Origin of the sequence: Synechococcus sp. A15-44 (assembly GCF_014280115.1) — a bacterium.
Taxonomy (GTDB): Bacteria; Cyanobacteriota; Cyanobacteriia; order PCC-6307; family Cyanobiaceae; genus Parasynechococcus.
The window spans coordinates 1612269-1638828 of record NZ_CP047938.1 but is presented as its reverse complement, the minus strand read 5'-3'; the positions used below and the strand labels follow the sequence as shown (position 1 = coordinate 1638828).

Below are 26560 nucleotides of genomic sequence, written 5' to 3'. Positions count from 1 at the left end.
TCCGCCGACGCTGTTGTTCTGGTCGATGGAAACCCACGTCCTCACCTTCACCATCACCAAGTCATTTGCCGAATGGGTCGCCACCTATGACGCATCCCTGCCGCTGCAGAACATCGCTTGCATCACCTCGCTCTACCGAGGTGTCAGCAAGGACGACCCCAGCAAGGTCTGCGCGGTGATGCAAGCCGCTCCCGGGGTAATGGAGCAATTCATCGCCGACAACACCGACATGATCGCGGCTTCGGGGCACGTGATTGAGAGCACCGTGAGTCAGGTGTTCGTCGCCAGCTGATGGCCTGGCGTCCTGCCCGGGCCTGGACCAGCCAGCGCCCGGTGGCCGGTTACCGCCATTTCGAGCTGATCACGCAAGGCGGGCGTGGTCCGCTGCGATGGGTTGAGTTGGCGGCTGTGCTGGCTCCTTCACAGCGCGAGCGGGTGCTCTGGAGTGAGCTGAAGGATCCATCCCGCTGGAGCAGCGGCTGGCAGTCCATTCCGGAGAGCGATGAGGATTCTTCAACTCAGTGATCCACACCTGGTGGCCGCTGATCAGGGGCTGGTGCGCGGTCGGCCGGCCATGGCTCACTTCGAGCGAGCTCTCCAGCTTGGTGGGGCCTTGAACCCCGATCTGGTGCTGGTGACGGGGGACCTTTGCCAGGACGAAAGCTGGGGTGGTTATGCCCGGCTGCGGCGAGCCCTGAGCCAACACGTGCGCTGCTCGGTGGCTCTGCTGCCCGGCAACCACGATCACCCGCTGCTGCTCGATGCGGTGCTGGGGAGACGCTGGACGACGGCACCAGCTGATCTGTTGGTGCAAGGCGTGAGAGTGCTGCTGCTGAGCAGCCATCGGGTGGGTTCAGCCGCCGGTGCCCTTGGCTCGCTTCAGCTCCAGTGGCTGGCGCAGCGCCTGCGGTGCTCGGAGCGCCGTGATCTGCCTCTGGTGGTCGCCCTGCACCATCCACCGGTCGCCATCGGTGATGCCTGCATGGATGCGATCAGGCTCGTCGATCAGGCAGATTTTGAGGAGCTGTTGCGTCCCCATCGGGCCCTGCGGGCGGTGCTGTTTGGACACATCCATCAGCATTGGCAGGGGGCCTGGGCCACGCGGCCAGACGTGCTTCTGCTCGGATGCCCATCCACGCTCTGCAGTTTCAAAGCGGTGCAGCCCTGCCCCCTGGATCGCGCCGATGATCCGGGGGGAAGGCTGCTCGATCTGACGCCAGATGGAGCCGTTCAGCACCGGGTGCTGCGCTGGAGCAGCATCTGAATTCAGCCCATTCCCTTCTGCGACTCGCGGAAGGCCTTGAGTTTGTCGATGTCCTTCTCTTCGTCGATGGAGTAGTCCGTCAGGATCAAGGCCTTGCCGATGGTCCCGAGGGCGTATTCGATCCGGTCGAGATCGCGGCGCCCATCGTCATCCAGTCGTGCTGCACGAATCACCTCAGGGCGCAGCTGGTCGGCCAGCTGCTCCAGCGCCGCTGCGATCGCTTTGGCCTGCTGGAGCGGCGCGGAGTCACCCATGAATCTTGAACAGATGCAATCGGACGACTCTGACAGTTCTCCTCAGAATCCTTTCGCCGTGGGTCGCTGACTCGAGAGCGAGACGTTGCCCAGGGGGTGTTGCTGGGGGGCGGGCTGCTGCATTGCTGTGGGCGGAACACCGGGGGCCGCCACCACATTGAATGCCAGCGACCAGCTTTAAGACGCCAGTGCATCACTCAAATCGCTTGCAATTACTACAGAAAGTGAGCTGGTCTGGTTTTTCTGGACAGGTCCCATCGTTAACCTCTGAGGTGGGGTATCGCCCCTGAAATGGGGCTCCCACTCATGAGCAAGCGACGCACCCACAGTCCCGAATTCAAGGCCAGAGTCGCCATGGAGGCGATCAGTGGCCGCAAGACAATCCAGGAGATCGCTGCTGATCACGCGATCCACTCCATCCAGGTAAGCCAGTGGAAGAAGCAGCTGCTGGATGGCGCCAGTGAGCTGTTGACGCGAGGCAAGAAGAGCAAGGACAAGGAGGAGGGCCAGGCCAAAGAAGCTGAGCTGTTCCAGCAGATCGGCAAGCTCCAGATGGAACTGGAGTGGCTCCAAAAAAAATCTCAGCTGCTCTGATGCCCGTGAACTGCGAAAGCTGGTCGATCCAGGCCACCCTGAGCTCAGCATCAGCCGCCAATGTGCACTGCTGGGCCTACCCCGATCGACGCATGACTACCGGCCGACACCGGTGCGGGAATCGACGCTGCGGATCATGGCCAGGATCGATGCTCTTGATCTGGACGATCCGTGCAGCGGTAGCCGTCGGATGGTCGAGTACCTGGCCAGAGAAGGCATCCCGATCAGCCGCGATCGGGTGCGAAAGCTCATGCGCCGCCAAGGTTTGACAGGCGATTGACCAACAACCCCGCACCACCGTGCCAGGCGAGCCATCCGAGCGATTTCCCTGCCTGGTGGACCTCAAGCAAGTCAGGGCAGCGGACCAGATCTGGGCGACCGATATTACCTTCATCCCGCTGCAGAAGGGATTCCTCTACCTGGTGGCAATCGTGGATCTGTTCTCCAGAAATGTTCTCAGCTGGAAGCTGTCAAACAGCCTTGACACGGAATTCTGTCTGCAAGCATTGGAGATGGCCCTCAGTGGTGGCCGTAAGCCGGAGATCTTCCACGCTGATCAGGGATGCCAGTTCACCTCTTCTGACTTCGTGGCCAGGCTGCGGGAAGAGACAATCAAGATCAGCTGGTCAGGTAGAAAGCGCTGCTACGACAACATCCTGGTGGAGAGATTGTGGCGAACCCTCAAATATGAGGAGGTGTATCTGCATGCCTACAACGATGGCTGGGAGGCTGAAGTCAACCTGGCCCGCTTCCTTTGGAGGTACTGCCATGTAAGGCCACACAGCTCTCTGGGAGGCAAAACTCCCCAAGAGGTCTACACTGAAACTGAACCCTGTTCCTCCCGCCCGGAGTTAACGATGTCAGGGGCCAGAACTGTCCAATAAAAGCCATCCACCTCACATCTCGTTCAGCTTCAGTCACTAGGAATGGACTATCAGCACGGTCATTCATTGCGATCAACATCTGTTGTTGATACTCATAGTTGTCTAAATCGTAGTCGTACTAATTGTCGTAGTTCATTGTTCATAGTTTGATTTGAAGTAACGCCCACGGTAATAGCCGCTGGTAAGCGGCTCATCTTTAGTTGTTATCGGAATTCAGTCCTCCGTTTTGAACAAACGGAATACTGGTGATAGAACCGATTAACGTTTCACCTAATAGGTTGTTCTGACCGGTGGTCTTACCGACCTTGGCTTCTTTAGAAAGTCGGTCGTATTCATCCTTGGTTACACAAAGGTCACCGTCGTTATGCGTTGCTACAACTGCATTATTACGCAGCTCATCAAGGAACATCCTGACTTCAGCATTCTTGAATGCATCAGCAAGGCTCTCACGTGAATCGGCAGCACGCAGTGCAGACAAATCCTGAACATACGTGAATGCATATTCAGCACTATCACTGTGAACGACACCGACACTGCTGCATCCAATAAACAGCAACGCTTCGTCTTCTTCGAATGAACTTGCAGCAAAAGCACGACCTGCATTGCGTGCAAGGACAGCACGTTCTTCGTGTGTTTCAGCGTTGACACTACAAATCATCACACGCTGATTGGTCACACCGAACATTTCACCCTCGGGCTGATAGCCCTCGCGCAACTGGTTCAATAGTGATTCGTGAATAGCACGGCCTACTCGGTCAGTACTGCCGCTCGTAAAAGCTTCCTTTGCATAGTCAGTCAAATCACTGATATCGGCAATGTCGTCAATAATTAATTGCATAATAATTGTGGCTGTTTTGATTAAGCACCCGCCTTGATAGCCGCTGGTAAGCGGCTAATTGAAAAAGGGCCTTTAGACAGATTGTGTACACGGCTGTTGCTCAATTGAAATGAAAATGATTGTCAGTCGGCAACACCTACAGCAGATGAACGGCGGCGCTTGATGCAATGAACAACGTCAGTTGGAGTACCAGCAATACACAGTGGACCGAACGTATACCGAGGTAGTACTGGTGTACCACTTTCAAATGAGATGCGACGAGTGGTGCGTCGTGGTTGAACACGCATTTGTCTAGTGAAGTAATTGTTGGTATGGACAGCGTTCTCGACAACTCGCTAACGACCGCATCATCGTTAGGTCAATGTTTAAGTTTCATTCTCTATCTACCGACCCATGATTTCAGGGCTCTGACTGCTTTTGCTCTAGCAAGCGGCTGTCTAGGTTTTACGCGCCCCCAGTGAGTGTTAGCTCCCTAGCTTAATCGCATTCCACACATCAGGACCACAGCAGCGGCGGTTTGTCAACAAGGTTGCAGTGGTGGCAGGTGTTACCAGATGTGAATGGGCAAGAAAAGTCAGTGACGGCAAAGCTTTTGCGGGTGCAGATAAGGTATTGATATGTCGAAAAAAACCTAAGCCGTGACTACACGGCTCTTGGTCTTTTCTGTGTATGGACTAAGTACAGAGTCAGAAAGACTCTGCTCGTAGTACGCAGTACACAGAGACAGCGGGTGGGGTGGGCGTCGCACCGTGCAGCGGGGAGACAAACGCTTGACTTGCAAGGGCAAGCACAATAAAGAGAACGAAGTGAATATCAGTGTTTAGCTCACGCAAATCAATTGGTATAGCTAGAGTTATAACAATAGAGATATAGATAATGTCAAGGCGTAAGCCACACCCTACACAGAAAGAATTACAAAAAACCTATTTCTACGATCCAGGGACAGGGCTGCTGTATTGGAAGGTTCGACCAAGACGAAACGTTGAGTTCGGTGCAGTTGCTGGGTACGTAAACGCAGAAGGTTATCGTCGAGTCATGATTAATCGGAGAAACTACTGTGCTCATAACCTCGTATGGATCTGGAATTATGGTGACATCCCTGATGATTTAGAAGTCGATCATGCAGATAGGAATGGAAGTAATAATACGCTTAGTAATCTTCGCTTAGCCACTCGTCGGCAGCAGGCTATTAATCAGAAGAGGAGAGGATTCAGGAGATCTGGAAACAGATGGCGGGCGTACCACCACAAAGGAGATGGTAGAAGTGCTCACATCGTTAGCTATTCGACCGCACTGCAAGCGAGGCTGGCATATGAACGTCATACATTAGAACTAGAGCCAGAGTTCGCAAGCACCTGGTTTACGGATGCACTACGTGAGTTCTGTAGTGGCGGCTCTCCTACGGTATGGATGCCGGGTTAGGCGGCAAATAAAAAGACCCAGCATCCAATCGGATGCCAGGGCCTTGGGGTTATTCAGTTGTCACTTGGTAGCCAGACTTGTGACACCAAACAAGTTGAGCAATGGCTTGAGCAGAAGAGAGTATCTCCTGCTCGCCAATGAACTTGCCGAAGTACGTGGTCTTGTAGCTGAGGACGTTGTCGTCATTGATGTGATCAAAGACCCAGAGCTCGTTGTCTAGGACGACCGTGTTGCGAGACATAGCTGTTAAAAAGCAATAGTCACGACGAAAGGGAGCCGCTGGTAAGCGGCAGGCTGTGGTTAGGTCTGGTTGGTTCAGTCATCACAGCAGCGACACGAGCACAGACAATTGCTAAAGACGAAAGCTTTGTGCTGTCGCTGCGGAAGAGAAGCTGCTTTTCAACGAAGCAAGCAGCTGAAAGCAAAGCAACGAAGCAACGAAGCAAATGAATTGAGTTCAAAGAAAATTATTCTCTCAGATTAATTCGCGCTGCTTGTTGTCTTGTGATTCAAACTCAAGTTGCTGTTGCTTGTTGCTTGTGTTATTGCGATTGATATGACAACGCAAAAGCCACATATATTTTTTTTAATCCACCAGCAGTTCGGGTACAGAGGGTAATAGAGGTGTCAAAAATTCTGTACCAATTTTCACCCCCTATAGGACGATTTAATGTACCCCAAACTATCAGCCCTTAAAGAACTCGGCATATATACGCAGTGTCGCTAAAATCCCAGAACGTATATAGTTATGAAATATTTTTTAGACCATTTCAGCATCCATAGCGGTTTTCAATGTACCCCAAAACGCCAAGCCCATAAATTTCTAGAAGCATTTACTACTGAAAGAGATTGGGGTACAGGACCAAAACTATTGGTACAACATTAGTTAGCATTGGAAGATTGATTAATAGAACTACTAATGCCTAAGAAAGAAACTAAAAACTACGGCAAACCGCTAGATACAAACCAGATGCACGTAACGCCAGACGCAGAGTGGATACTGGTCGGGGGGCAGCGGTACCGGCGCACGGTCATCCCATCCGTTACCGAGAAAATGCAGGAGCCTCTGCTGGATGAGCTGGACGGGGACAGCTGACCTAAGGCGTACGTCAATGACTAGGTGTACCCCAAAATGGGGGAAAGCTAGAAGAAGAACCAAAAGCAGCTAGCGGCAGTGGGTCTCAGCGGATAAAGTTTGCTGCGATACAGAAGTGAGACACCACTTTTGGGTGATGTGCTTTTGGTTTGGCGAAGAGATGCTGAATACATCGGAGGACAACCCCACAACTCACAAAGCAAATGACCGCTACTCCTACAAAGACCGCCCGCCATCAGCTGGATGAAATGCTGGTTCGCCTCGAAGCGAAGGCAGAGCAGCTGCTTCAAGCTGAGCTTTGGGATGAAGAGCAAATCGAAGCGACAGCGAAGTACCGCTACACGTTTGCTGAAGTCATCGGCAGGAATGAGACAACGCTCGCCAACTACCTAAGCGAAGGCTGCTGCTGCTGCTGCTTCACTCGTGAGGAGCAAGCAAACGGCATTCCTTCCCAAGCTGACCAATGGGTCGTCAATGACCAGGTGGCAGATGGATTCGTACACGACTACTTAAGCCAGTACTGCGAAGAACACGTGCCATACCTGCCTGAAGGTTGGCTTGAGATTCCCCGTTACGAATTCGACTGGAACGTTCAGCCACTCACAGGAGAGAAAATGCTCGACCTGCTCTACGACCACACCTCAGTTCAGGACGCAGGAGAACTGCTTGAAGTAGATGTCCTTGGTGATGACCGAAAGCTCTGTGGTGAAGCGCTTGTAAGGACGGGTTATTTAACGAATCAAGAGAACCTGACTGGAGATGACCAAACTGTGCTCCAGTCGAACAAGCTCTTCAGCAAAGTGCTGAAGGAAGCACTGGTGGATGTGGAGGAAGGCTGATGAAAGTACTGCAGGACTACACAGTCACATTGCACGACCGGTACAAAAGGGCAATGCACAGAACAGTGCGTGCCTGCGTGTCACCAGCCGCCGCCTGTGCTGTCGCGGATATGAAATACAGCCGCGATTACAACGGTCGGTTCAGGTGGCAAGCGACATTTGCGTACGTTCAAGGCTGATCCAGATCGGCCTTAAAAATCCAGCACGTAAACCACGCTGCTGACAAACCCAACCGCAACAACTAAAACAACACTACGAGCAATAAAGCAATGGGCATTTCAACCAACAGTAAAGTCGCCTTCATCTGCGCAAACGATGAAACCGCATGGGCACAACCATTTATCGATGAGCTAAAAATTCCATCAAAATGGAAGGCGGGTAGCTTCTCCCGCATCTCAGTCAACGGCGCTGGCGTCTGGGATAGATCTGACCACGACATATCTGTTCCGGTATATATCTGCGAAGCACACGATAATGGCAAAACAATTGCAATGGAGAGCGACTACTACGGCTTAATCAATCCAGCAAGAATGGATTTACCTGCGTCTTTACAGGCCGTGGTTTATTCGTCGGATAGCTGTCAAGGTGAACCTCAAGATCCGATCTATGCAGTCTTAGCTGAGAATGTAAGGTTACACGACTTTAGCGATACATCTGAAGTGAATAAACCCGCTTGGTATAACTTCACTGAGAAAAGGGACAGAGGATCGAGGTTTATTGAAGGGGCAGCTTGGGATGACGAGCAAGACGAAGAGATCTTTGATTCAGACGCTGTGATAGAAGAATATGAAGAAGCATTGAGAAAAAAAATTTGATAATGCCTTTGCGAAACTAATTGAACACATTAGGTCACTTGAAAATTTAAATACGCCATTTAATAAAAAGCCTGAAATGGCAACTGTAATGGGGTATTTAAAGTCGGTTAATCACGAAGAAGCAGACTAGGAACTAGGGTACGACCTTGACGAATGTCCTCAGTACCCCTGCTGGGATTACACCAACACTGAAATTATATGCTGCGACGACAATATTGAATTATCCGGCAAACTAAAGAATATCATTGAAAATGGTGAGCTTATTGCAGCCAAAGAAGAAGTGCGTAGGCAGGAGTATCTCGCGCAGTACACACCAACGAAAGTGGGGATGAGCCGTGAAGAATATGCAGAGGCATTTAAAGCAGCAGCTGCTGGGGAAAAGGATATAACAGGAGCATTCAATGTAATCAAGTCACTTGAAATCCCAGAGCAATCAGAGAAAAAGCTGATTGGATACATTCTTGAAAGAATTGAAAGCCCCACATCACCTGTTGGCAGGCAATTGAATGAAGCAAAAGCAGGTGAAGATGTGGAATTCTTGGTAATACGGATCTTCAGTAATGGACGCTGGAATAGGTTTGAGTTACCAGAGCAAGAAACTATGACAAATAAATTAACAGTAGAAGAGATTGCCTCTGCAAAAGTACGTGGTGCTGAGGAGCTCGCTAAAAAGAAAGCGGCAAAAAAGAATATCAAGAAAGAAACACAGTAACGCCAAAAGATCAACGAGGGCTGGAAGATAGCTTTTTTATGGCAATGGATGACTGTGACTTTGACAATATCTTCAATGAAGCAGAAAAGTATAAGCAGTTGATCCTAGATAATATTGATGACCTCGCCAGTAACTTTGCAGAAGACACTCCGTTTGAAGCAACTGGCGATGAACCGCAGTGGCTGCTGTCGGCTCTACAAAGGCAGGCGCTGAGTTCGGCGGTGGTGATGACGATGATTAATCCAGCCTATATCTAAGTCCATCGTGCTCAAACAATCCGTCACGTTTGAGTACCGCAAGCATTGTCTGATAACTAACGCCGATTGAATTAGCAAGGGAGCGCACACTCTTGAAAGTCTCGTCAGTGGTAACGCACCTTACAGACCGACTGCTATTACCACTTCTACGTTCCTTCGATGCACAGTCCAGACACTGAGTTGATACGCCCCTTTTCAAATTCACAAGCTGGGGGTAATGGACGGTGCCGCATTTAGTACATACCGCTTTAACTTTATAGTCGCAGTTGTAAGCAGTCTCTGCAATACAGGGCAATGTTAACCAACTCCCATAGCGACGGTGTGCAAATCGGTAAGGACGTAAGTCAATGTTGCGGGCCTTACAGTAATCATAAACAGCATTCCTATAAACCTTAAGCCCCAGTTTTTTTATTGTTGACTGAACATAGCCACCGTGCTCCATAATGTAACTAGCCACTTGTTCGCACAGTTCGTCGCGTTGAGTATTGCCGTAAACATCGTTGCGTTTAATACCAAGCTTGGTCATCGCCCTTGCGACATTTGGCTGCTTCAGGTTGAGACGCTGCGAGATTTCATATTGGGTTAATGTCTGCAGCTCTTCTTGAGTAAATAGCTCCAGCAAACGTTCGTGAAGTGGCCGCTCGTTTCTCTTGGTTGGCACTTCAATTCCCAGCGCTTTGATCTCTCGTCTCAGGGTAGGTAGACAAACTCCAAGTTGCGCTGCAAGTTGAGCGCGAGTTAGCTCACGACTTTGCAGTTGAGGAATAAATGGCTTGATATCTTCTGCTGTAATTACTTTACGTGCTGGCATTTGATTATATACTTGTCTCTTCAATTGTATAAACTTGCTATAAGAGACGTGGGCTATTAATCAAGCGGGCGCATCTTGCCGAGGTCAATGCCTTTTGCTTTTGCCTTGGGATGATTACGGCCAGCTTCAGCACGACGGAGCATCAGGTCACGGTTGAGTGATTGCTCTTGCCTTATTTTATTAATTAATTACTATTCACGCGAGACGAATTCAGGCCTCTTTGAACGGAGGAAAACGGTTATAACCTATTTCTGGGTCATTAGAACGGTACTCTCTTATGAATATAATCTCGATTTCAGAAAGCTTCTGCTCTGTAGCATCGTCACTTTCCCAGAGAATTTGCTTACGGACTGTGTAGTCCATCCTTCTCTCTTTCGGCAAATTCAAAAACTCAGAATTGACCGTATCAATATCTGGCGAACCGAAGTAACGGTAACTGCCAACCTTATCTTAACCAATATAAATCTTCCCAGTTGGATAGGTAATTTTATAAACCTGCTTTGTCATCAGCATTCAATGCGGCGTTGAATCACTTATAGCTCAATCCTTGAGATTGACAGAAGCAGTGACTGCATAGCCCTGATTCTGCGTAAGCAGCAACGTGGGCTATTCAAGCGGACGCATCTTTCCAAGTTCGATGCCTTTTGCCTTTGGTTTCCTGCGTTCAACATCAGCTCGCTGGAGCATGACGTCGCGGTTGAGTGCTTGCTGCTGCTTGAGGTTGCGCTGATACTTGCCTTCGGGACTGTCCTGCCTGGAGGACCAAACGTCAAAGGGGCGTTGTGGCTTCTGCTCACCAGGAAGGACGTTGTTATTGGTGAAGTCCTGTTGAGGTAGAGCAGTGGCCCAGTTCTGGAAACGTGCTTGAGCTTCGGGTGTGTCGAACTGGAACGACTGTGGCTGAGGAGCAAGCTCTCGCCAGGCAGTGTCTTGTTTAGCCAGCCGGAGCTGTTCCTTGTAAGTGGGTGTAAGGACAGACGCATCAATACCGTTGAGTTCGTCCAAGGTCACGTCATTACGGGCAATGGTTTGTCTTGCTTGTTTTCTTTGCTGCTTGATGGCATCAGCAGTTAGTGCAGCGGCTTGAAGATCCTTACTATTGGGTAGTGCCTGCTTGAGCTCTGATAGTTCTGACTTGGCTTGAGCAGCATCACGCTCAGCTTTAGTGAGCCGTGCGCCAAATGAAAGTGAAGATGGATCGTATCGGTTAGCCATAGTGGTGGTGCTTGTTGTATTTATTAGTGAGAGTTACGAACTTCTTAAAGCGAGACTTCATCTCATCTGCATCTACTATAAAAAGCTGCGAATCATTTGGAGTGGTATTTATAACAATACCTGCATCTATTTTAATTCCAGTTTGCTCAGAGAAAGCCTGACCGTAGGCTGAAACCTGTGCCGCTCGACCAGCTCAGGTAAGTTCCAGAAACACCAGAAGTGCAAGGACGCAAGGGCAGTGAAGCCCAAGTGAGTCTGGCTATAAAAAACCCCGCCATTGCTGACGCCCCCTCTGCCAGCAAAGTTGACGCCTCTCCATTTCGATCACCAAGGGGGCTTGATGGAGCAGAGCTATGCGTCGCTACAGCGAAGCCGTCAAGGCTGATGTGAGAAGGCGAATGAGTCCGCCGCAGCGGCAGAGCGTGGCCCAGATCCCAGCAGAGCTGGGCATTCACGTGGTCACCCTCTACAACTGGAGGAAGTCCTGGCGGCTGCAAGGAGAGGTGGTGCCGGCATCCGAGAAGGATCCTGAGGGCTGGGGAGCTACCGACAAGTTCACGGTGGTGCTGGAGACCGCTGGCTTGAACGCCACCGAACTCAGCGCTTACTGCCGTGAGCGAGGCCTGTACCCGGAGCAGGTGGAGCGGTGGCGGCAGGCATCCCAGGATGCCAACGAGAAACCAGTGCTCACCTTGAAAGAGCAGAAGGAGCTTGAACGCCTCCGCGCACAGGATCAGAAGGAGATCAAGCGGCTCAAGCAGGAGCTCCGCCGCAAGGAGAAAGCCCTGGCGGAGGCGGCTGCACTGCTGATTGCCTCAAAAAAGATTCAGGCCTTCTGGGGAGAGGACGGGGTCGATTGACGTCGCCTGACGACCGCCGGAAGGCCCTGGACATCCTTGATGAGGGCATGGCCAATGGTGCCCGAGCCCGTGAGCTGGCCTTGCTGCTCGGCGTGGGGCTCACCACGCTGCAGCGCTGGCGCCGTCAGTTTGTCGGTGACGGTGATGGCGTCGACCGGCGCAAGGGCAGCCACCGCCACGTGGCACACCGCCTCAGTGAGGAGGAACGCCAACGGATCCTGCTGACCTGCAATGAGCCTGAATTCGCGGCGCTTCCGCCTGGGCAGATCGTGCCGGTGCTGGCGGATCGCGGGTTGTATATCGGCTCAGAGCGCAGCTTTTACCGAGTTCTCCATGCTCACGGCCAGATTCACCGGCGGGGTCGTGCACGGCCACCACAGGAACCAAGACCCGTGCCGCGGCTTAGGGCTGTCGCTCCGAACCAGCTCTGGAGTTGGGACATCACCTATCTGCCCACCACCGTGCGGGGAATCTGGCTGTACCTCTACCTGGTGATCGACGTCTGGAGCCGCAAGGTGGTGGCCTGGGATGTTGCTGAGCGAGAGGATCCATCCATCGCAGCGGATCTGGTCAGCAGGGCTTGTCTGCGAGAGCGGATCAGCAAGGGCCGTAGGCAGCCATTGGTTCTCCACGCCGATAACGGCAACGCCTAGCCGCAGGCTTCTCGAAGAATTGCGTGCCGCAACGCTCGAAAGCCGGCTGGAGGAACTGGGCGTACTCAGATCCTTCTCACGGCCACGGGTGTCGAACGACAAACCCTATTCCGAGTCGTTGTTCCGCACGGCGAAATATCGGCCTGACTACCCGAGAAGGCCATTTGCCAGCAAGGAAGAGGCCTGCCAGTGGGTGGCGTCGTTTGTTGACTGGTACAACCACCGGCACCGCCATAGCGGCATCAAATTCGTGACGCCCCATCAACGCCACAGCGGTCAGGCCGTCGAGATCTGTCGTCACCGTTCTGTCGTCTACGAGCAGGCTCGCCAGAGAAACCCACGCCGGTGGACACGATCAACACGCTGCTGGCGTCAACCGGAAGTGGTTTGGATCAATCCACCACCAACCGAACATAACCCCAGTCCAGCTACGGTGACGATGGCTGCTTGAACAGCAGCAGGAGCATCATCTTTCCTGGCAGTCACCGCAGCCCGCCGAGCCCGTTCGCCGCTACCAGTGGGCCAAGCCCGGCGACATGATTCATGTCGACACCAAACAGCTAGCCCGTTTTGAACGCATCGGGCACCGGATCACGGGTGATCGGCGTCTGGGATCCAGCCGTGGCGCGGGCTATGAGAAAGCCCATGTGGCCATCGACGATGCCACTCGCCTTGCCGACGCCGAAGTGCTGCCGGATGAGAAGCAGGCCACGACCGTCGGATTCCTCCTGCGGGCTGTGGCCTGGTTCGATACCCAAGGGATTACGTGCAAGCGTGTGCTCTCCGATAACGGCAGCGCCTACCGCTCCAAGCCCTGGAGAGAGGCGTGCATAGCCCTGAGCCTGACGCCCAAACGCACTCGGCCCTACACACCCAGAACCAACGGCAAGGCGGAGCGGTTCATCAAGACCCTGCTGGCTGAATGGGCTTACTCCATGCCATTCCAGACCTCAGGGGGAAAGGAACCAGTGGTTGCCGCGCTATCTGGCGATCTAGAACGGCCGCAGGTGCCACATGGCCTTGGCGGGCCGCACTCCCATTCAGCAGCTCGGCTGGTTACGGGCTACTGAATGACATGGTGAGAAAACACAGCTAGCTGTTGTGTCTCACCACGTTGATCAGCGGAGCAGCTCGTTGAGCCGCTGCTGAGGTGATCGGTCGCCGAGTGCTGTGTGCTTCCTGAGACGGTTATAGATCGACAGGTAGCGAGGCAGCCACTGATTGCGTTCCTCTGAGTTCTGGAACGGCATCCCGTAGGCCCATTCCCGGCACAAGGTCTGGATGAACCGTTCGGCTTTGCCGTTGGTCCTCGGGGTGTAGGGCCTGGTGCGGATGTGCTTGAGGCCAAGGGCTTTGCAGGCCTTGGCAAAGCTGCGTGAGACATAGGCGGGGCCGTTGTCAGACATGACCTGCCTGCACTCGACGCCCTGACTGTTGAACCAAGCCAAAACTCGGCTCATAAAGCCAATGGCCGTTGCCTGCTGCTCGTCGGCGAGCACCTCGACGTAAGCAAGCCGTGTGGCGTCATCAATGGCGACGTGGACACGGTCGTAGCCGACGCCAGTAGAGCGGCACTGCTGGCGGTTGCCGGTGATGCGGTGGCCGACCTTTCGAAAGCGGGCGAGCTTTTTGACGTCGATATGGATCAGGTCTCCGGGATGCTCCCGCTCGTAGCGCTGGACTGATGGTTTGGGCTCGAGATTCCGCAGCCGCCCCAGTCCCAGGCGGTTGAGCACCCTGGCCACGGTGGAGAAAGGTGCTGCTAGAAGCCTCGCGATGTGGCGCAGGTGCAGCCGTTGATGACGGAGCTCCACGGCGTGCTGCAGTTGCTGCGGATCGAACGTCCGCCGCTGGGTGCGGCGAACACTGCGTCGATCCGCCAGAGAAGGTGCACCGCCTGAGCGGTAGCGGGCCAGCCACTTGTAGGCACAGCGGAGGCTGATCCCTGCTTCTGCAGCCAGTTCAGCCAGGGGACGACGGTCTTGGAGGTGTTGATTGACGAGCCTGAGCCGGCTCTTCTGTGTCAGCCGGGCATTGGGATGGCTATGCATGGGGCGTGAGGTCTGGGTTGGTGGGTCGCACCTCAACCCGTAACGGCCTCACACCTCATTGGCTACTGAACAACCTGCTGAGACTGAACATCTAACTATGTGCTGAGGTACTGGTCCTTTGATTCGTTGGATGCCACGTTCAGTCGCATCGTATCGACGCTGACCCATAGGGTCTACGTACTCTGCCGTACCTAATGTTTCTGAATACTGCCCCTCCTTACCCGGTGTTGTAGTCACAATGCGTTTAGCCAGATCATCATCCTCATCCATCATGTTGAGGACTACTGCAGCACCAAGCAATGTACTGCCAGAGATACCTGCCACTTCACCACCTCCATCCTGCTCGGCAGCAATCGCAGCATCAACAACTGCTTCTTGCTGAGGTTTATCTAGTGCTTGGAGGATGCCAACAGTTCCAAGTATTGAACCACCACTAACCAAAGCAGCTTTACCTGGATGCTCGTAAAGGTAGTCAGTCACTTGACTTAACCCTTCTCCTGCTTTCCTAAATCCTTGTCTAATCGATTTCATAGTCTTATTGGTGTATCAACTATATTGTAGATAACACCAAAGGCTATGAATATATGAGTGCGAAGAGGAAGAAGCGTGGAGTAGGTAGGCCAAAGCTTGAGCCGATGTCAGGCCCAGAATTGAGAGAGAAAGCACGTGCTGGTATACGTCGTAGTACTGAACGTCAGCTGAAAAGAAATGAAATAGACGTGCCTACTTTCGTTGAAGAAGTTGAGGCTGTTACTGGTAAGCATAAGTTCACCCGAGCAGAAATGGATGAGCTACGCAGGAAGGTAGATCTTTTATACAACGAATACGTTCTGGATAAATGGGAGACAGAGGAGAAGGAGAACAAAGAAATCAACGCCAAGCTACATGAAAGAATGCTTGAACAAGAGAAGCTGATTGCATCGTCGCCAACAATGAGCCCAGAACAGTGGCACCTTGCCCATGGTCGAAGACCAGACGGAAGCAAGCGGCGAGGCCCTGCTCCTAAGAAAAAGAAAACCGTTTGGGATCTTGCGCCTGGTGAATGTGGTACAGCGGAGAAGCCAGGGGAACCTATTGACTTTGAGCAGATGGATCAGGAGTTTGAGGAGAAGATGATGGAGGACTACATCGCCCAACGCAACTCAGAACCACAGCAACACGTAGGTAAACGGCTAAGGAAAGACCACCTCAACCCACCGAAGCGACCTAACGTAAAGTACTTTTGGGTTTGAATCTCTAGAGCAACTATTAGAGATATACATCTGCGAATTATTCTGATAGATATTTCACATATGTTGAGTGCTTTTGTAGCGCATGTAGTGTAGCGAAGGCGTTACTACCTATCGCCAAAAGCTATTAAAGTCTGGCGTTGCGATAATTAGGGTATAAGGCACAAGTCAATCAAAGGTTTCCAACCTTCGATACATCCGGGCAAAGCGATTGGTATGACACACATCAACAAAACTTGATGGGTCATAAGTGTCGGCGGTTTACATAAGTAAACATTCGCCGACTCAACTGTTCATTAATCGCTCTGCACACAGGAATGAACAGAAGAAAAAGGTAAGCAGCACTACCGCAATAGACAGAACTAAGAATGATTCTCACTCTATCCAGATGATGTCGGGAGAGGTTATTGAACTGGTGGCTTGAACGTATCAAGCCTAAAGAGCGGTCGATTGCCCCATCGCTCAGTGCCGTGCGTGTGACCTAACCTGTGACCTATCCCGTGACCTAACGTCTAAAAACCACGAGCCTCGGGACGCTGGCTAGAAAGTGAGACATTTCCCAAAGGCCGCTCTGCCACTGGGCTTTGGAAGCTCACAGAATTTGGCGGACCTGGTGCTGCCACGACATTGAATGCCAGCGACCAGCGTTCGCCTTCGCCTCGAAACGGCATCACCGAATGGGGTTGCCAGGCGGGGAAGACGTAGAACTCACCCGGTACCGGCAGCACGTAGTGCGCCATGCCGGTTCGGAAGGATTGCAGGTGCCAGTCCTCTGGGCCGTGGAAGCAGAGCTGTCCATCGAAGCTGCCGGCATGGATCTGCGGCGGGACCTTGAGAAAGATCACCCCGGAGAAGCTGCCCCCATGGGTGTGGGTGGGGTTGTAATCCCCGGCGGCCTGGCAGTTGAGCCAGAGATCAATCATCTGAAGCCGGTAGCGCCCTGGCACCCAGGGCCCCCGCCCCTGCGGAGGTTGCTTGTCCATCACGTGGCGAATCCAGCGATCGCATGCGGGGAGCAAGTGCGTGTTGCTCAGTTCCTGTACCCCGGGTTGGTTGGGTCGCAGTTCGCGCTGTTGTCGCAGCTGGCCAGCCAACTTGGCTGAGGCATCCGGACTAGCGCCTGGATCTGCAAGGACGGTTTCACCGAGCGTCAGCAGCTCTTGCAACAGAGAGCCGGGCAGTTGTCCGCGAAGGATGGAGCGCGGGAACAAATCGAGGATGTCCACCGATGGCTGATCAGCTGCAAAACATCGTTGCAGCATCAAAGTGTGGTCATTGTTCATGACGATCCTGATGCTGCGCCACGCCCTTCTGGTGCCTGTGCTGCTGGGGAGCTGCGTCGCTGCAACGGCCGCTGATCTCCCTGGGCAACAGGGGCCTACAACAGCGCTGCTGCAGGGCGGCCCACTGCAGCTCAGCACCCGTCGTACGGCCGAGCTGTTCCCGGACGGCAACCGCATCTGGAAGGTTGAACTGCATCGCGGCCCGCGTCTGCTGGCCAGCTGGCCAGCAGCCAGTGGTGTGGCCCGGCGCCAGAGTGCTGATCGCCGCTGGAGCCCCGGCAATGCAGCCCCTTTGCCCGCTGGTGAGTACAGCCTGGGGCGTCCGGAACCATGGGGGAATGATCTCTGGTTTGATCTGACCCCTCGCTTCGACACCACCCGAAGTGCACTGGGCATCCACCGCTGTTACCCCGGCACGGGTTGCATCTGCATTCCCGAGCGGTCTGATATCGATGCGCTCGCCAGTTGGGTCAAGGCAACTGGGATTCGCAGCCTGAAGGTGGTGAACTGATGCGACAGCCTTGACGTGCAACTGTCCCAAATTCGGTCTCGAACGGAATTTGTGAATGTCGAAAAATCGTTGCCGATCGTCCTGCAATCTCGTTCTTTTCGGCTCATGATGTGTGGGTGAAGCCGCTAAGGGCCTTGGAAGTCGGGCAGAGCGATGCCCGACGGGAACTGCGATTTGGCTTCGGCTTTGGCTGAGGTCAAATCCGTTCGTTCTTAAGACATTTGGTTGTGTATCCCAAAACACCGATCCGTCCGTCAACGTACCTTCGTGGTCGAATCGCTCCGGTGGTGCATCACCGTCGACCACACAACATTCCTTGATCACGACACGTCTGGGTGGCTTGGAGCACCGACGTTCCTCCTAGAGCTCCCTACAAGGAAGGCAAACCATCGGCTTGATCGGATTCATGGACGTCAGCATCTGGATGCTCGTCGGATTCCTGCTGGCGGCCTATTCCGTGGTGGCGAACGATTCGCTCCAGACCCTCGGCACTTATCTCTCCTCCAACCGGAAGCGCACGCCGAAGCCCGTGCAGATGTTGTTCATCTGCACGGTCACCTGTGCAGTGCTGCTGTTGGGCTGGTTCCTCAACAACGGTGATCCCACCTGGGGCCGCCTCAGTGTTCCTGGTAAGGAGTTTCCTTGGCCCGAGCCGTTCACCTGGGTCTACGTGATTCCACCGCTCGCTGTTGTGGCCTTGACCCAGTGGGGAGCACCGGTGAGCACCTCGTTCCTGGTGTTGTCATCGTTCATGCCGGCCAACATCGGCACGCTGCTCAGCAGCTCACTGACGGGGTATGGCCTCGCCTTCGGCGTGGGTCTGGCGGCCTATGGCCTGGGGTTGTGGTCGCTGGAGCGTTGGGTGTTCTGTCGTTCCCAGGACGGCAAAGACCCCAGCAAGGTTTGGTACGGCCTGCAGTGGTTCTCCACCGGCTTTCTCTGGTGCATGTGGCTGGTGCAGGACCTGGCCAACATTTTTGTGTTCCTGCCGCGCCAGTTGGACCTCGTCCCGATGCTCCTCTGCACGCTGGTGCTCTGCGTGGGCCTCTGTGTTCTGGTGGCCACTGGGGGAGGGCCGATCCAGGCTGTGCTTCGCACCAAGACCAACAGCTCCGATTTGCGTTCGGCCACGCTGATTGATCTGTTGTTCGGTCTCTGCCTGCTCTACAAGGCCTTCCTCTCCAACTTCCCCCTCAGCACCACTTGGGTGTTTCTGGGGCTGATCGGCGGCCGTGAGTTGGCCTTGCGGATCAAGCAACAAACATCAGATCTGCCGTTCACTAACCGGGAGGGGGGAAGTCTGGCCAAGGTCATCGGCACGGATCTCTGGAAAGCCGCCGTAGGCGTTGTGGTGAGTGTGGTGATCGCCCTCAGCATTCAGCCCCTCGCTCAGCTCACCGCAGGCTGACCCCAGTGGTCAGCGCTCAGATCCATGGCTAGGTCAGAGAGGGATGAGCCTCTCCATGGCCCGATGTGTTGTCCTGTCGCTGGTACTGCCCTGGTTGGTGGGCGGGTCTGCCTTGGCCAGACCTGAGCCGCAGCTCAGCGCCAGGCAAACCATCCTTGAGGCGAATCGCCACCTGATTGCCGATGGCTGGCGTCCCGCGCCGGAAAAAAAGCCAACGCCTGAGGAGCGGCGCTGGGCCTCTGTAGCTCTCGAGAGCCTTTCGGCCTGTTCCGGCACGGGCGTCGGCTTCTGCCGCTTTGATTACCGCCGAGATCTGCAGCGGCTGTCGGTGGTGACGGTGCCCAGTGAACCGGGCCGGCCGTCGGTTGGTCGCGTTGAGCGCTGGTGGTGATCAGGGGTTCAGCGGTTGCTCCTGCCAGAGCGTGTCCGCGCTCCAACGCGCGCGTTGATGGGGATGGGGGCCGAGGTTGAGCCGCTCAACGCTGATCACCTGCAGCCTCAGCACCACGAAATGCTCTGGCAGCGGTGCAGTTTCAGCCAGTTGATCGGGGAAGGCCGCGGTGGAGTCCAGCGGATCCGCCGGGGTGGGCCAGCCCCAGACGGCTCGTCCTGTGTTGGAGAGCTTTTGCCAGCGCTGCTGGCAGAGCTCAGGTTGTTCGGTGGCTGTGATCAACGTCACCTGTCCCCGCAGGCGGTACTGCTGGCGAGCTTTGGGGAACAACCAGCACAGTTCAGCGGCTCCGTCGTTGGCGAGTTCCGTCACCTTCTCGCTGCGCTGATCGCTGAACAATTCGAGCTGGTCTGCACTGGCCCAGCCGCGGAACACCAGGGTTCGCACCCGGGGTGCGCCGTCGCGTCCTGTTGTGGCCAGTTGCACCCAGCGGGCGGCAACGGAGCGTCCCTCCCGCTGCACGGCCGCGCGCAGCAGGGGTCTCCAAGGGGGGATGGCCCCAGTGATGGGCTCAGTGATGGCCCCAGAGATTCCCTCAGTCATGGAAGGTTGAACAAGCGAGCCTGCTCGGCAGCAGCACGCACCACGATGGCGTGGCGCTGCACCAGGGGAGCGAGGGCGTCGTAGCCGCCGCCGATCACCGTTGCGGTTGGAATCCTGCGGCGCAGACAGGCATCGAGCACGAGGCGATCGCGCATGTTTAATCCCGCATCGCTGAGAGCGAGGCGGCCGAGCCGATCATCGCGATGGGGGTCGACGCCCGCGTTGTAGAGCACCAAGTCCGGGGCGATGCTGTCCAAGGCATCGGGCAACCGGTCGGCAATGGCAGCGAGATAGTCGTCGTCGTTGGTGCCGTCGGCGAGGGGGATGTCGATATCCCCGTCCACTTTGCGCAAGGGGAAATTGCTGGCGGCGTGCACCGAAAGGGTGGTCACCCTGGGGTCGTCTTGAAAGCATGCCGCTGAACCATCCCCTTGATGCACATCGAGATCCACGATCAGAATTCGCCGCACCTCCCCTGTTCCCAGCAACACCCGAGCGGCGACAGCACAGTCGTTGAAGATGCAGAAGCCACTCCCGAAGCCGGGGTGGGCGTGGTGGGTGCCGCCCGCCAGATGAGAGGCCAAGCCCCGCTGGAGAGCTAGTCGTGCCGTCAACAGGGTGCCGCCCACGGCAAGCCAGGTGCGCTGCACCAAAGGCCGCGTGGCCGGAAGCCCGATGCGACGTTGCTCCGGTCGGGTCAGGTGATCACGGCTGAAGGCTTCGTGATATTGGCGGGGATGGACGCTCTCCAGATCTTTGCGGGCGATGCTCAGGGGCCGATGCACCTCGTCGGCCTGAACGACCCCCTGCTCCAACAGGAGTTGATGCAGCAGCCGGAATTTCGCCATCGGAAAGCGATGGGTGCTCGGCAGCGGCGCGGAGTAATGCGGGTGGTAAACGACCGGAAGCGGCAAGGGGTTGTCTCACCCGGGATGGCTCACCCCCATTCAAGGGTCAGGCAGGCTGTTGGTGCAGCAACCAGTCGTTGAAGCCACTGGTGTTCAGTTCGCTGATGCAGCTCTGCAGTTTGCGCAGATGGCTCTGCTTGATCTGGGTGAGTCGCTGTCCTTCCTGGGTTGTTGGCCCAACGCGGATGCGCTGCTGATTGAGCAGGTCCATCTCGCGGTCGAGATGTTCCATCAGGTTGAGCAGGGCGTAGCCCTGCTTGATCTCCTGCGCGCTGAGCTGCTTAGCGAAGTGACCCATAGGGCAGCCCTTAAGGATTGCTTAATCATCCCATGATGAGGCGCGCTGGACTCATGAAGGGGTCTTGGTTCGTGTGTGAGGGGTGTCTCGTTCCCCGAATGAAGTGTGATGGCAGTGGTCTTGTGAAGGATGACCAGGTTGTGGCGAGGCGTGCCCAGGTGTGACTGGCGTTTGCGCTGCTGCTTCGGCCCGGACTGGTTAAGGTCCGCAAGATTGGCAGACATGGCATGGGTGACTACACGACAGCGATATGGGTCACCATTGGCCTGACGGTCGCCCTCACCGTTCCTGTCGTTTGGCAATTTCTGCAGCCCAACGACGATGATTTCGGTGATCTCACCCGCAGAAAGTGAGCCAACACGACGCCGTCACCATCCGTTGCTGGCAATTGACGGGTGAAACAGCTCTTGAGGACATGGTTCTCGGGGTTGACGAACGTGCTGTCCGTGATGGGGGCAATGTGCTTTCCTCCGACGATTTCGATGCCTGTTTGGCCATCGTGGTCTGCCGCATCGGGCCCAATTTCTATGCGCACCTCTCGCAGGTCGCGGGGCATTACAAGGGTGACGCCAGTGGCATCTGGGACCGCAGTCGCGGTTCCGGTGCTCCCGAAGGTACGGCCTACGAGATCAAACCTCTCACGCGCATTCATCGTGTTCCCGAGGCGTTGATCGGCCCCGACTCCCCAGAAGGCATTGCTGTGTCCCATCGGGTTGCCGTCATGCACTATCTGCTCGATATGGGGTAGGCCATGCGACCCGTTGAAACGGTTTCGAGCTATCCCCGTCCTCCCCTGATTGAGCTGGTGTCCGGTTCTGTGGAGATCTGGATTGCAGGGCACCAGATCGCCCTCGATCAGCGTTATTTGCGCGTGTGTGAAACCTTCCACCCGCCCACGATTTATCTGCACCCTTCAGCGTTTAGCCCCGGCACGCTCCACCCCTCCACGGGACGGCCTTCGTTCTGTGAATGGAAAGGAGTGGCGGCTTACTGGGATGTGAGTGCTGCTGATGGAACCGACCGCCGTGTTCGGGCCGGCTGGAGTTACCCCAAGCCAACAGAGTCTTTCTCTCTCCTGGCCGGATGGATCAGTGTTTATCCCCGTCGCGTGGATCGCTGCAGGTTGGAAGGAGAGGACGTTCTGGCTCAGCCAGGAAAGTTTTATGGCGGCTGGATCAGTCCATGGATCCAAGGACCTTTCAAGGGAGATCCCGATCATCCCGAGTTGATCTGATGACTTTGGAGTGAGTGGACTCACTCCGACAAATGATTAAACAGATTTATGTCTTCGTCTGCTGCTTGCTTTGAGGTGCCTGTCAGTTCTTGGGGCGATGGAAGGGGGCTGCGGACGATTCGAGCTTGGTATGAGCCTTGTCTGCCTTCCTCAGAATCTTCTGAGCTTCATCGCGGGTCAGGCACTCCTCAGCGGCGAGCTGGAGGGACTCGAGACGTGAATGGGCGGTGCTTGTCTTCATCTCTTCATAACCAATTCATAACCTTTTATCGCAAAATGCCTGCAACATCAAGCGTTTCAACCAAGTAAGGGGATTTGTCAGGGCTTGGCGACGGCCAATGGGGTGAGGAGTGCAGGGTCTCAATCGCATTGCCTGCCCCATTGGCCTAAGGGATCAGTTGCAGCCGAACACGCCAAAGGTGATCTGGCTGATGATCCCGTGCCCCGTCAGGGCTTCCGTCAGCACGCCCACCACAAAGCCGATCATGGCAACACGGCCATTGAGGAGTTCTGCCCGCTCGAAACGCTCACTGCGGATTTGAGCTGCTGCAGCGCTTTGGAACCAATCGTCGTTGGGAGTTGAGGAAGCCATTGTTCGCGTGCGGATCTTGAAATGTTAAGACCTCTGTAACGGTTTGTAAATGGATGGCGCTTCGGCTCCCTAAGAAGCATCACCAACTGCTGCCAAGCAGCTCGGTCCGTAGCCAGACCGGAAGTAGGTGCATTCCCTCCAGTCATGTCAACGTCGCGAAACCGAGCCCACAGCCGCTTCTCTTCCCGTCGAATCAATCAGGAGCTGCAGGGAGCCCAAGACGCCTTGATTGCCTTTGAGGGGTATGGCGCCAACGGTCCGTTGTTGCATGCCTCGGCGTTGCAGCGGCCTGCTGGTCGGCGCTCAGGCACCTGGCTCGACAAGCTTGTCGAGCCGATTCATCAACTCCTGGCTGCGTTCAGCCGTCGGAATTGAATGAACGGGTGGTGCGAACACCGCGTTGTTGATTCCTTCGTTGTTGGGATCCAACGGCCAGGTGGTGAAGTTCCTCTGGATTCAATGGACGCACTGCAGACATCAGTGCGTCATCAGTCCAATAGTCGGGACTATCGAGAACTCCCAACCGCAATGGGCAGGATGGGCCAGAAATCATGGCTTCTCCTTTAAGGATGTCTTCATCATGAAGCATCACAATTCCGAGGGGTTTGGACCCCCTGCTCCAGATTTAGTGTCTCCTCAAGGCGGGCTCCCTTGCACTGGATGCAGTGCTGCTGTTGCGTTATCTGGCTACTTCACGCATGTTCACCAGAGTCTTAAGTGAGTGTTGACGTCCACTACATCTGGTGTTTGGTGGGTATTATTTTTTCATTGCATCAAAGATTGGTGCAGATCGCCGGGTGATGGGGATTGCCTTGGCTATTGAGCCGCTCCAGGGATGGAGCGGTTTTTTGTCAGCACCAGACGATTTATACCCTTGGTGCCCTGTGGATCAAGTCCGCTGAGTCTGGATCAGGTCAGCTGTGCATCTGCACCTGAACCCCTTGCTTGGAGAGTGGCAAGGCGGAGGCCGGGCGCATTGAGCAGTTGTTCAGTGGCTTGGTTGCGGTTGAGCGTTGCCAAGAAGGATGTAGGTTCTCAATAAGTTCAGGCCAGCAGCGAGATAGAGGAGAAATTCGGCCCACTCCTGATCGATATTGATTACAAGTTACGTTCCCGACTCTGTCGCCACGAAGTAAGACAGAAATGCCGCGCAGAAGAAGAGGGGCTAGAAGTATCGCGTAATGAAAAAGTTGCTGTTGGGAATCCGAGCTTCATCAAGGATTGTTGTGTGCATCCTTCGAATTGAAGGCCGCCACAGCACCAACACCACAAGCACGACCGAAACCAGGAAAAGATTGAGGTCGAGGTGATTCTGGAAGAATTCAAGGTTGTGGAGCGTTGTCTGGTTTTGGGCGTTGACTGCAGCGATGTTCTCAGGTGTTTTCCAGCCGAACAGGATTTGCCCCCAGGCAATCTCTTCCAGGCCAACCAACAGCATCACGAAAGCAATGATCGCGTAAACCACTGAATGCAGGCGCATGGACAAGCGCTGGCGGAAATCTTTGGAGATGAGCCACCCGATCCAAGCGGATGTAAAAAGAATCAGGGCTTGTGAATACTCGAGAATTCCTCCTTCGCCAAGCAGGCGTTTGTAGCGATAAATGTCCTGAACAGAAAGTTTCAGTAAAACAACGCAGCCGATGATGAATGATGCAAGGGCGAGCATGAAAAAGGCTCGTCTTGCGTGTGCTGAAGGACTATTTTCTGACAGCAGTGTTGTTATGAATGCTGAGTTGAGAAAAATTCATCCTGCCGCGACCAAGATCAAGCCAGCTGTACCAAGTTGCAACTCAGGCCAAGGCGAAGCATCAAGCCAAAAAGCGCTGATGAATTTATAAAGAGAGACTCCGAGAACAGCGATTCCAAACCACACAAGGGCCTGGCCGCAGATCCGCTGCACCGTTTTCTGTCTGGTCAAGCTCTCGGATCGCCTCTTCCTCGGGGACGAATCAGCCTCGAAGTCGTGCGTTAGGTGGCGATTCACGAAGCAACCTTCTCATTAAGAGGAGGTTATGACGCGATCGCGTGGATTTGTGCCAGGGGAATCAGGATTCTTATCCGGTCACGCGGGTATCTCGGAATAACGCAGTGGTCGAACCAGTGAGATCGATCTTGGGGGATGGGACCTCAACCAGCCAATCTGGCTTGCCGAATCGATTCAAAATCGATACCCATCACTTTGGTTAGAACGAGGTATCCGCCCCAAGCGACAACGTTGAGGCCAAGGGCCCAGAGATAAAGCGTGCGTCTGGCTTGGGTTGAGTCATCGCTCATCGGTTATTTCCGGTTCAACAGGCACCAGGCACCATAAAGGGCAAGGCCAAGCAGGATCCAGGGAAAGATCGCGCGCAGCAGTGTTAATCCAATCAGGACGACCACAAGTGTGATCGCAGATCGCTTCACCATGGCTTTGCTGCTGTCAGTCATGAACTGCCAGCGGGGAATCAAGGCCATTGCAACAACCATGCTGAACAGCGTTCTAGGAGACTTGGACGCAAATTGCCAACCTTTCTCTCAGGCTGGTCAGTTCGCCATTCAAGGCTTTGGTTGGATGCCTGTTACGTCGCTGTTTTTGGTTCTGATGAATCAGCTTGTGGCTTCAGCAATCGTATTCGAGATGAGATTTCTGCTCACGCTTGCCAAAATCGGCCTCTTTCATCTGTGATTCGTCATAAGCCCAGTCGCTGTAAATCCTTGATTCTGAAAAGCTCTTTTTAAGACGAAGTGCAGTGATGCGTTGGCCAAGTAGTTCGAATGACCACTTTGCTGCTGAAAGAACCTTGCCCATGACACCTCTTTGCAACGCTACCCATGTGATAGCCCATGGATATCAATTGAACATTGGTGCATATGCTCATTGAGGCTCGGTTTGATTTAAGCCTCCTCGACGGAATCATCGGCGTTTTGTTTGATGCCCTGTTGGCGTCGACTTGATTCACAGTTCCGGCACTCCTGTTGATCCAAGCCAAAGAAATTCAGAGGTTTGATGTCACCGCAGCTGATGCACTGACGTCCCTCTGCTGGGGGGGCTTCAAAGGCCATGGTGGTCACTCCTTGGTGTCGATCGGCGTTGGTTTGATCCGTTCTGACAACGCCTGGGGAGACCATAGGCGCCTCTGTTGATGGCACTGGGGGCAGTCCCCTCTCAGGCTCGAGTGCATGTGACCACAGTGCGCACAACAAATCAGTGCCATGGCTGTTGTTGCTGATGCACCACTCTGATTGTTCAGATCGCATCAGGCATCGGTGTTTGTCCCTAGTTCGATCCCAAGGTTTGGCGGTTCTCAGGATTGATCAAAGATCTTTTGCAGGGCAGTTCGCTCGTTTTGAAGCGAATTCGCCCTCATGGGGTTGCCCAGTGGCCTTGGCTGCCGGGGTCGATTCAAAAAGACCTTGCTGAGCCACCAGAGCTGAATCCCGACAAATGCCAGGGCCAGTAGTGCCAGTTCAGTTGCCCCCTGCATCAGTAGTGCTTGCCGCGATTGTCGATCGCATCTGTTTTAAAGCACTCCAACTCTTCGGGTGTATGCAATGGGGG

At 54.5% G+C, this 26560-nt stretch carries 35 protein-coding genes and 1 pseudogene; 23 read left to right on the top strand and 13 right to left on the bottom strand.

Features of this window, described 5'->3' with window-relative positions; all coding sequences use genetic code 11:
- The first annotated feature begins 25 nt into the window (after positions 1 to 25).
- From SynA1544_RS09245 to SynA1544_RS09235, 3 genes are read left to right on the top strand one after another with little or no spacing between them, the layout of a single operon-like run.
- Positions 26 to 292, top strand: a complete 267-nt coding sequence (locus SynA1544_RS09245) for a DUF3764 family protein (RefSeq protein ID WP_186513157.1) — start codon at positions 26 to 28, stop codon at positions 290 to 292.
- Positions 292 to 525 carry a TIGR02450 family Trp-rich protein gene (locus SynA1544_RS09240; protein WP_186513156.1) on the top strand — a complete coding sequence of 78 codons (234 nt, stop codon included), beginning with the start codon at positions 292 to 294 and terminating at the stop codon, positions 523 to 525. The genes SynA1544_RS09245 and SynA1544_RS09240 overlap by 1 nt, the downstream gene beginning before the upstream one ends.
- Positions 503 to 1264, top strand: a complete 762-nt coding sequence (locus SynA1544_RS09235; protein WP_186513155.1) for a metallophosphoesterase — start codon at positions 503 to 505, stop codon at positions 1262 to 1264. Before SynA1544_RS09240 ends, SynA1544_RS09235 begins: the two co-directional genes overlap by 23 nt.
- A gap of 2 nt (positions 1265 to 1266) precedes the next feature.
- Here SynA1544_RS09235 and SynA1544_RS09230 read toward each other — a convergent pair whose 3' ends face one another.
- On the bottom strand, positions 1267 to 1518 hold the full coding sequence (locus SynA1544_RS09230; protein ID WP_114987861.1) for a hypothetical protein: 252 nt from the start codon (positions 1516 to 1518) through the stop codon (positions 1267 to 1269).
- A gap of 291 nt (positions 1519 to 1809) precedes the next feature.
- On the opposite strand from SynA1544_RS09230, the gene SynA1544_RS14810 reads away from it, so the two are divergent.
- The 3 genes from SynA1544_RS14810 (at position 1810) to SynA1544_RS14800 (ending at position 2996) form a co-directional block, all read left to right on the top strand.
- Positions 1810 to 2112 carry a transposase gene (locus SynA1544_RS14810; protein ID WP_255477523.1) on the top strand — a complete coding sequence of 101 codons (303 nt, stop codon included), beginning with the start codon at positions 1810 to 1812 and terminating at the stop codon, positions 2110 to 2112.
- 112 nt (positions 2113 to 2224) lie between these two features.
- Positions 2225 to 2392: an IS3 family transposase gene (locus SynA1544_RS14805; protein ID WP_255477522.1), complete on the top strand. Its 168-nt coding sequence runs from the start codon at positions 2225 to 2227 to the stop codon at positions 2390 to 2392.
- Positions 2393 to 2411: 19 nt separating this feature from the next.
- Complete coding sequence (locus tag SynA1544_RS14800) at positions 2412 to 2996, top strand: IS3 family transposase (protein WP_255477556.1); 585 nt, start codon at positions 2412 to 2414, stop codon at positions 2994 to 2996.
- A 196-nt stretch (positions 2997 to 3192) separates the two neighbouring features.
- Here SynA1544_RS14800 and SynA1544_RS09220 read toward each other — a convergent pair whose 3' ends face one another.
- Entirely contained in the window at positions 3193 to 3834 is a 642-nt protein-coding gene (locus SynA1544_RS09220; protein WP_186513154.1) for a hypothetical protein, read from the bottom strand.
- 876 nt (positions 3835 to 4710) lie between these two features.
- Here SynA1544_RS09220 and SynA1544_RS15075 point away from each other — a divergent pair.
- From SynA1544_RS15075 to SynA1544_RS09195, 5 genes are all read left to right on the top strand, one after another.
- Positions 4711 to 5256: an HNH endonuclease signature motif containing protein gene (locus SynA1544_RS15075; RefSeq protein WP_186513153.1), complete on the top strand. Its 546-nt coding sequence runs from the start codon at positions 4711 to 4713 to the stop codon at positions 5254 to 5256.
- Between the two features lie 1299 nt (positions 5257 to 6555).
- Entirely contained in the window at positions 6556 to 7191 is a 636-nt protein-coding gene (locus SynA1544_RS09210) for a hypothetical protein (protein WP_186513151.1), read from the top strand.
- A 269-nt stretch (positions 7192 to 7460) separates the two neighbouring features.
- Complete coding sequence (locus tag SynA1544_RS09205; protein WP_186513149.1) at positions 7461 to 8006, top strand: hypothetical protein; 546 nt, start codon at positions 7461 to 7463, stop codon at positions 8004 to 8006.
- Between the two features lie 328 nt (positions 8007 to 8334).
- Positions 8335 to 8718 carry a hypothetical protein gene (locus tag SynA1544_RS09200; RefSeq protein WP_186513147.1) on the top strand — a complete coding sequence of 128 codons (384 nt, stop codon included), beginning with the start codon at positions 8335 to 8337 and terminating at the stop codon, positions 8716 to 8718.
- A gap of 44 nt (positions 8719 to 8762) precedes the next feature.
- A complete protein-coding gene (locus SynA1544_RS09195; protein ID WP_186513146.1) occupies positions 8763 to 8975 on the top strand; it encodes a hypothetical protein in 213 nt (70 codons plus the stop codon).
- Here SynA1544_RS09195 and SynA1544_RS09190 read toward each other — a convergent pair.
- Positions 8956 to 9786, bottom strand: a complete 831-nt coding sequence (locus SynA1544_RS09190; RefSeq protein WP_186513145.1) for a hypothetical protein — start codon at positions 9784 to 9786, stop codon at positions 8956 to 8958. The two genes, SynA1544_RS09195 and SynA1544_RS09190, sit on opposite strands and share 20 nt — an antisense overlap.
- Before the next feature lie 606 nt (positions 9787 to 10392).
- Positions 10393 to 11001: a hypothetical protein gene (locus SynA1544_RS09185; protein WP_186513144.1), complete on the bottom strand. Its 609-nt coding sequence runs from the start codon at positions 10999 to 11001 to the stop codon at positions 10393 to 10395.
- Between the two features lie 353 nt (positions 11002 to 11354).
- Here SynA1544_RS09185 and SynA1544_RS15070 point away from each other — a divergent pair.
- Both SynA1544_RS15070 and SynA1544_RS09175 read left to right on the top strand, forming a co-directional pair.
- Positions 11355 to 12965: pseudogene (locus SynA1544_RS15070) on the top strand (IS3 family transposase).
- A gap of 85 nt (positions 12966 to 13050) precedes the next feature.
- Positions 13051 to 13584, top strand: a complete 534-nt coding sequence (locus tag SynA1544_RS09175) for a DDE-type integrase/transposase/recombinase (protein WP_255477552.1) — start codon at positions 13051 to 13053, stop codon at positions 13582 to 13584.
- Between the two features lie 48 nt (positions 13585 to 13632).
- On the opposite strand, the gene SynA1544_RS09170 is transcribed toward SynA1544_RS09175, so the two are convergent.
- Both SynA1544_RS09170 and SynA1544_RS09165 read right to left on the bottom strand, forming a co-directional pair.
- On the bottom strand, positions 13633 to 14565 hold the full coding sequence (locus tag SynA1544_RS09170; RefSeq protein ID WP_186512980.1) for an IS481 family transposase: 933 nt from the start codon (positions 14563 to 14565) through the stop codon (positions 13633 to 13635).
- 48 nt (positions 14566 to 14613) lie between these two features.
- Complete coding sequence (locus SynA1544_RS09165; RefSeq protein ID WP_186513143.1) at positions 14614 to 15045, bottom strand: hypothetical protein; 432 nt, start codon at positions 15043 to 15045, stop codon at positions 14614 to 14616.
- Positions 15046 to 15200: 155 nt separating this feature from the next.
- Here SynA1544_RS09165 and SynA1544_RS09160 point away from each other — a divergent pair, with 155 nt between their 5' ends.
- Positions 15201 to 15797, top strand: a complete 597-nt coding sequence (locus SynA1544_RS09160; RefSeq protein ID WP_186513142.1) for a hypothetical protein — start codon at positions 15201 to 15203, stop codon at positions 15795 to 15797.
- 509 nt (positions 15798 to 16306) lie between these two features.
- Here the strand turns inward: SynA1544_RS09160 and SynA1544_RS09155 are convergent.
- A complete protein-coding gene (locus SynA1544_RS09155) occupies positions 16307 to 17056 on the bottom strand; it encodes a putative 2OG-Fe(II) oxygenase (protein WP_255477551.1) in 750 nt (249 codons plus the stop codon).
- Positions 17057 to 17075: 19 nt separating this feature from the next.
- Here SynA1544_RS09155 and SynA1544_RS09150 point away from each other — a divergent pair, with 19 nt between their 5' ends.
- From SynA1544_RS09150 to SynA1544_RS09140, 3 genes are all read left to right on the top strand, one after another.
- The gene (locus tag SynA1544_RS09150; RefSeq protein WP_255477550.1) at positions 17076 to 17588 is read left to right on the top strand and encodes a hypothetical protein; all 513 of its coding nucleotides are present in this window, start codon (positions 17076 to 17078) and stop codon (positions 17586 to 17588) included.
- Between the two features lie 406 nt (positions 17589 to 17994).
- Positions 17995 to 18996: a hypothetical protein gene (locus SynA1544_RS09145; RefSeq protein ID WP_255477549.1), complete on the top strand. Its 1002-nt coding sequence runs from the start codon at positions 17995 to 17997 to the stop codon at positions 18994 to 18996.
- A gap of 55 nt (positions 18997 to 19051) precedes the next feature.
- Entirely contained in the window at positions 19052 to 19387 is a 336-nt protein-coding gene (locus SynA1544_RS09140) for a hypothetical protein (RefSeq protein ID WP_186513140.1), read from the top strand.
- On the opposite strand, the gene SynA1544_RS09135 is transcribed toward SynA1544_RS09140, so the two are convergent.
- Genes SynA1544_RS09135 through SynA1544_RS09125 form a run of 3 tightly spaced genes read right to left on the bottom strand, consistent with a single transcriptional unit; the run spans position 19388 to position 21196 of the window.
- Positions 19388 to 19990: a pyridoxamine 5'-phosphate oxidase family protein gene (locus tag SynA1544_RS09135; RefSeq protein ID WP_186513138.1), complete on the bottom strand. Its 603-nt coding sequence runs from the start codon at positions 19988 to 19990 to the stop codon at positions 19388 to 19390.
- Positions 19987 to 20904: a histone deacetylase gene (locus tag SynA1544_RS09130; RefSeq protein WP_186513136.1), complete on the bottom strand. Its 918-nt coding sequence runs from the start codon at positions 20902 to 20904 to the stop codon at positions 19987 to 19989. Before SynA1544_RS09130 ends, SynA1544_RS09135 begins: the two co-directional genes overlap by 4 nt.
- Before the next feature lie 40 nt (positions 20905 to 20944).
- Entirely contained in the window at positions 20945 to 21196 is a 252-nt protein-coding gene (locus SynA1544_RS09125; RefSeq protein ID WP_115161805.1) for a hypothetical protein, read from the bottom strand.
- A 227-nt stretch (positions 21197 to 21423) separates the two neighbouring features.
- Here SynA1544_RS09125 and SynA1544_RS14780 point away from each other — a divergent pair, with 227 nt between their 5' ends.
- From SynA1544_RS14780 to SynA1544_RS09115, 3 genes are read left to right on the top strand one after another with little or no spacing between them, the layout of a single operon-like run.
- Positions 21424 to 21549: a hypothetical protein gene (locus SynA1544_RS14780; protein WP_006850800.1), complete on the top strand. Its 126-nt coding sequence runs from the start codon at positions 21424 to 21426 to the stop codon at positions 21547 to 21549.
- A complete protein-coding gene (locus tag SynA1544_RS09120; RefSeq protein WP_186513134.1) occupies positions 21546 to 21944 on the top strand; it encodes a hypothetical protein in 399 nt (132 codons plus the stop codon). Before SynA1544_RS14780 ends, SynA1544_RS09120 begins: the two co-directional genes overlap by 4 nt.
- Before the next feature lie 3 nt (positions 21945 to 21947).
- A complete protein-coding gene (locus tag SynA1544_RS09115; protein WP_186513132.1) occupies positions 21948 to 22430 on the top strand; it encodes a DUF427 domain-containing protein in 483 nt (160 codons plus the stop codon).
- 394 nt (positions 22431 to 22824) lie between these two features.
- Here SynA1544_RS09115 and SynA1544_RS09110 read toward each other — a convergent pair whose 3' ends face one another.
- Positions 22825 to 23022: a chlorophyll a/b-binding protein gene (locus tag SynA1544_RS09110; protein WP_186513130.1), complete on the bottom strand. Its 198-nt coding sequence runs from the start codon at positions 23020 to 23022 to the stop codon at positions 22825 to 22827.
- Between the two features lie 144 nt (positions 23023 to 23166).
- On the opposite strand from SynA1544_RS09110, the gene SynA1544_RS09105 reads away from it, so the two are divergent.
- The gene (locus SynA1544_RS09105; protein ID WP_186513129.1) at positions 23167 to 23397 is read left to right on the top strand and encodes a hypothetical protein; all 231 of its coding nucleotides are present in this window, start codon (positions 23167 to 23169) and stop codon (positions 23395 to 23397) included.
- Positions 23398 to 24187: 790 nt separating this feature from the next.
- Here the strand turns inward: SynA1544_RS09105 and SynA1544_RS09100 are convergent.
- Positions 24188 to 24688, bottom strand: coding sequence for a hypothetical protein (locus SynA1544_RS09100; protein ID WP_186513128.1), 501 nt, complete (start codon positions 24686 to 24688; stop codon positions 24188 to 24190).
- Here SynA1544_RS09100 and SynA1544_RS09095 point away from each other — a divergent pair.
- Positions 24687 to 24860 (top strand): hypothetical protein, encoded by a 174-nt coding sequence (locus SynA1544_RS09095; protein ID WP_186513127.1) that lies wholly within the window; start codon positions 24687 to 24689, stop codon positions 24858 to 24860. The two genes, SynA1544_RS09100 and SynA1544_RS09095, sit on opposite strands and share 2 nt — an antisense overlap.
- A gap of 566 nt (positions 24861 to 25426) precedes the next feature.
- Positions 25427 to 25687 (top strand): hypothetical protein, encoded by a 261-nt coding sequence (locus SynA1544_RS09090; RefSeq protein WP_186510253.1) that lies wholly within the window; start codon positions 25427 to 25429, stop codon positions 25685 to 25687.
- Between the two features lie 209 nt (positions 25688 to 25896).
- On the opposite strand, the gene SynA1544_RS09085 is transcribed toward SynA1544_RS09090, so the two are convergent.
- A complete protein-coding gene (locus SynA1544_RS09085; RefSeq protein ID WP_186513126.1) occupies positions 25897 to 26064 on the bottom strand; it encodes a hypothetical protein in 168 nt (55 codons plus the stop codon).
- Between the last annotated feature and the right edge of the window lie 496 nt (positions 26065 to 26560).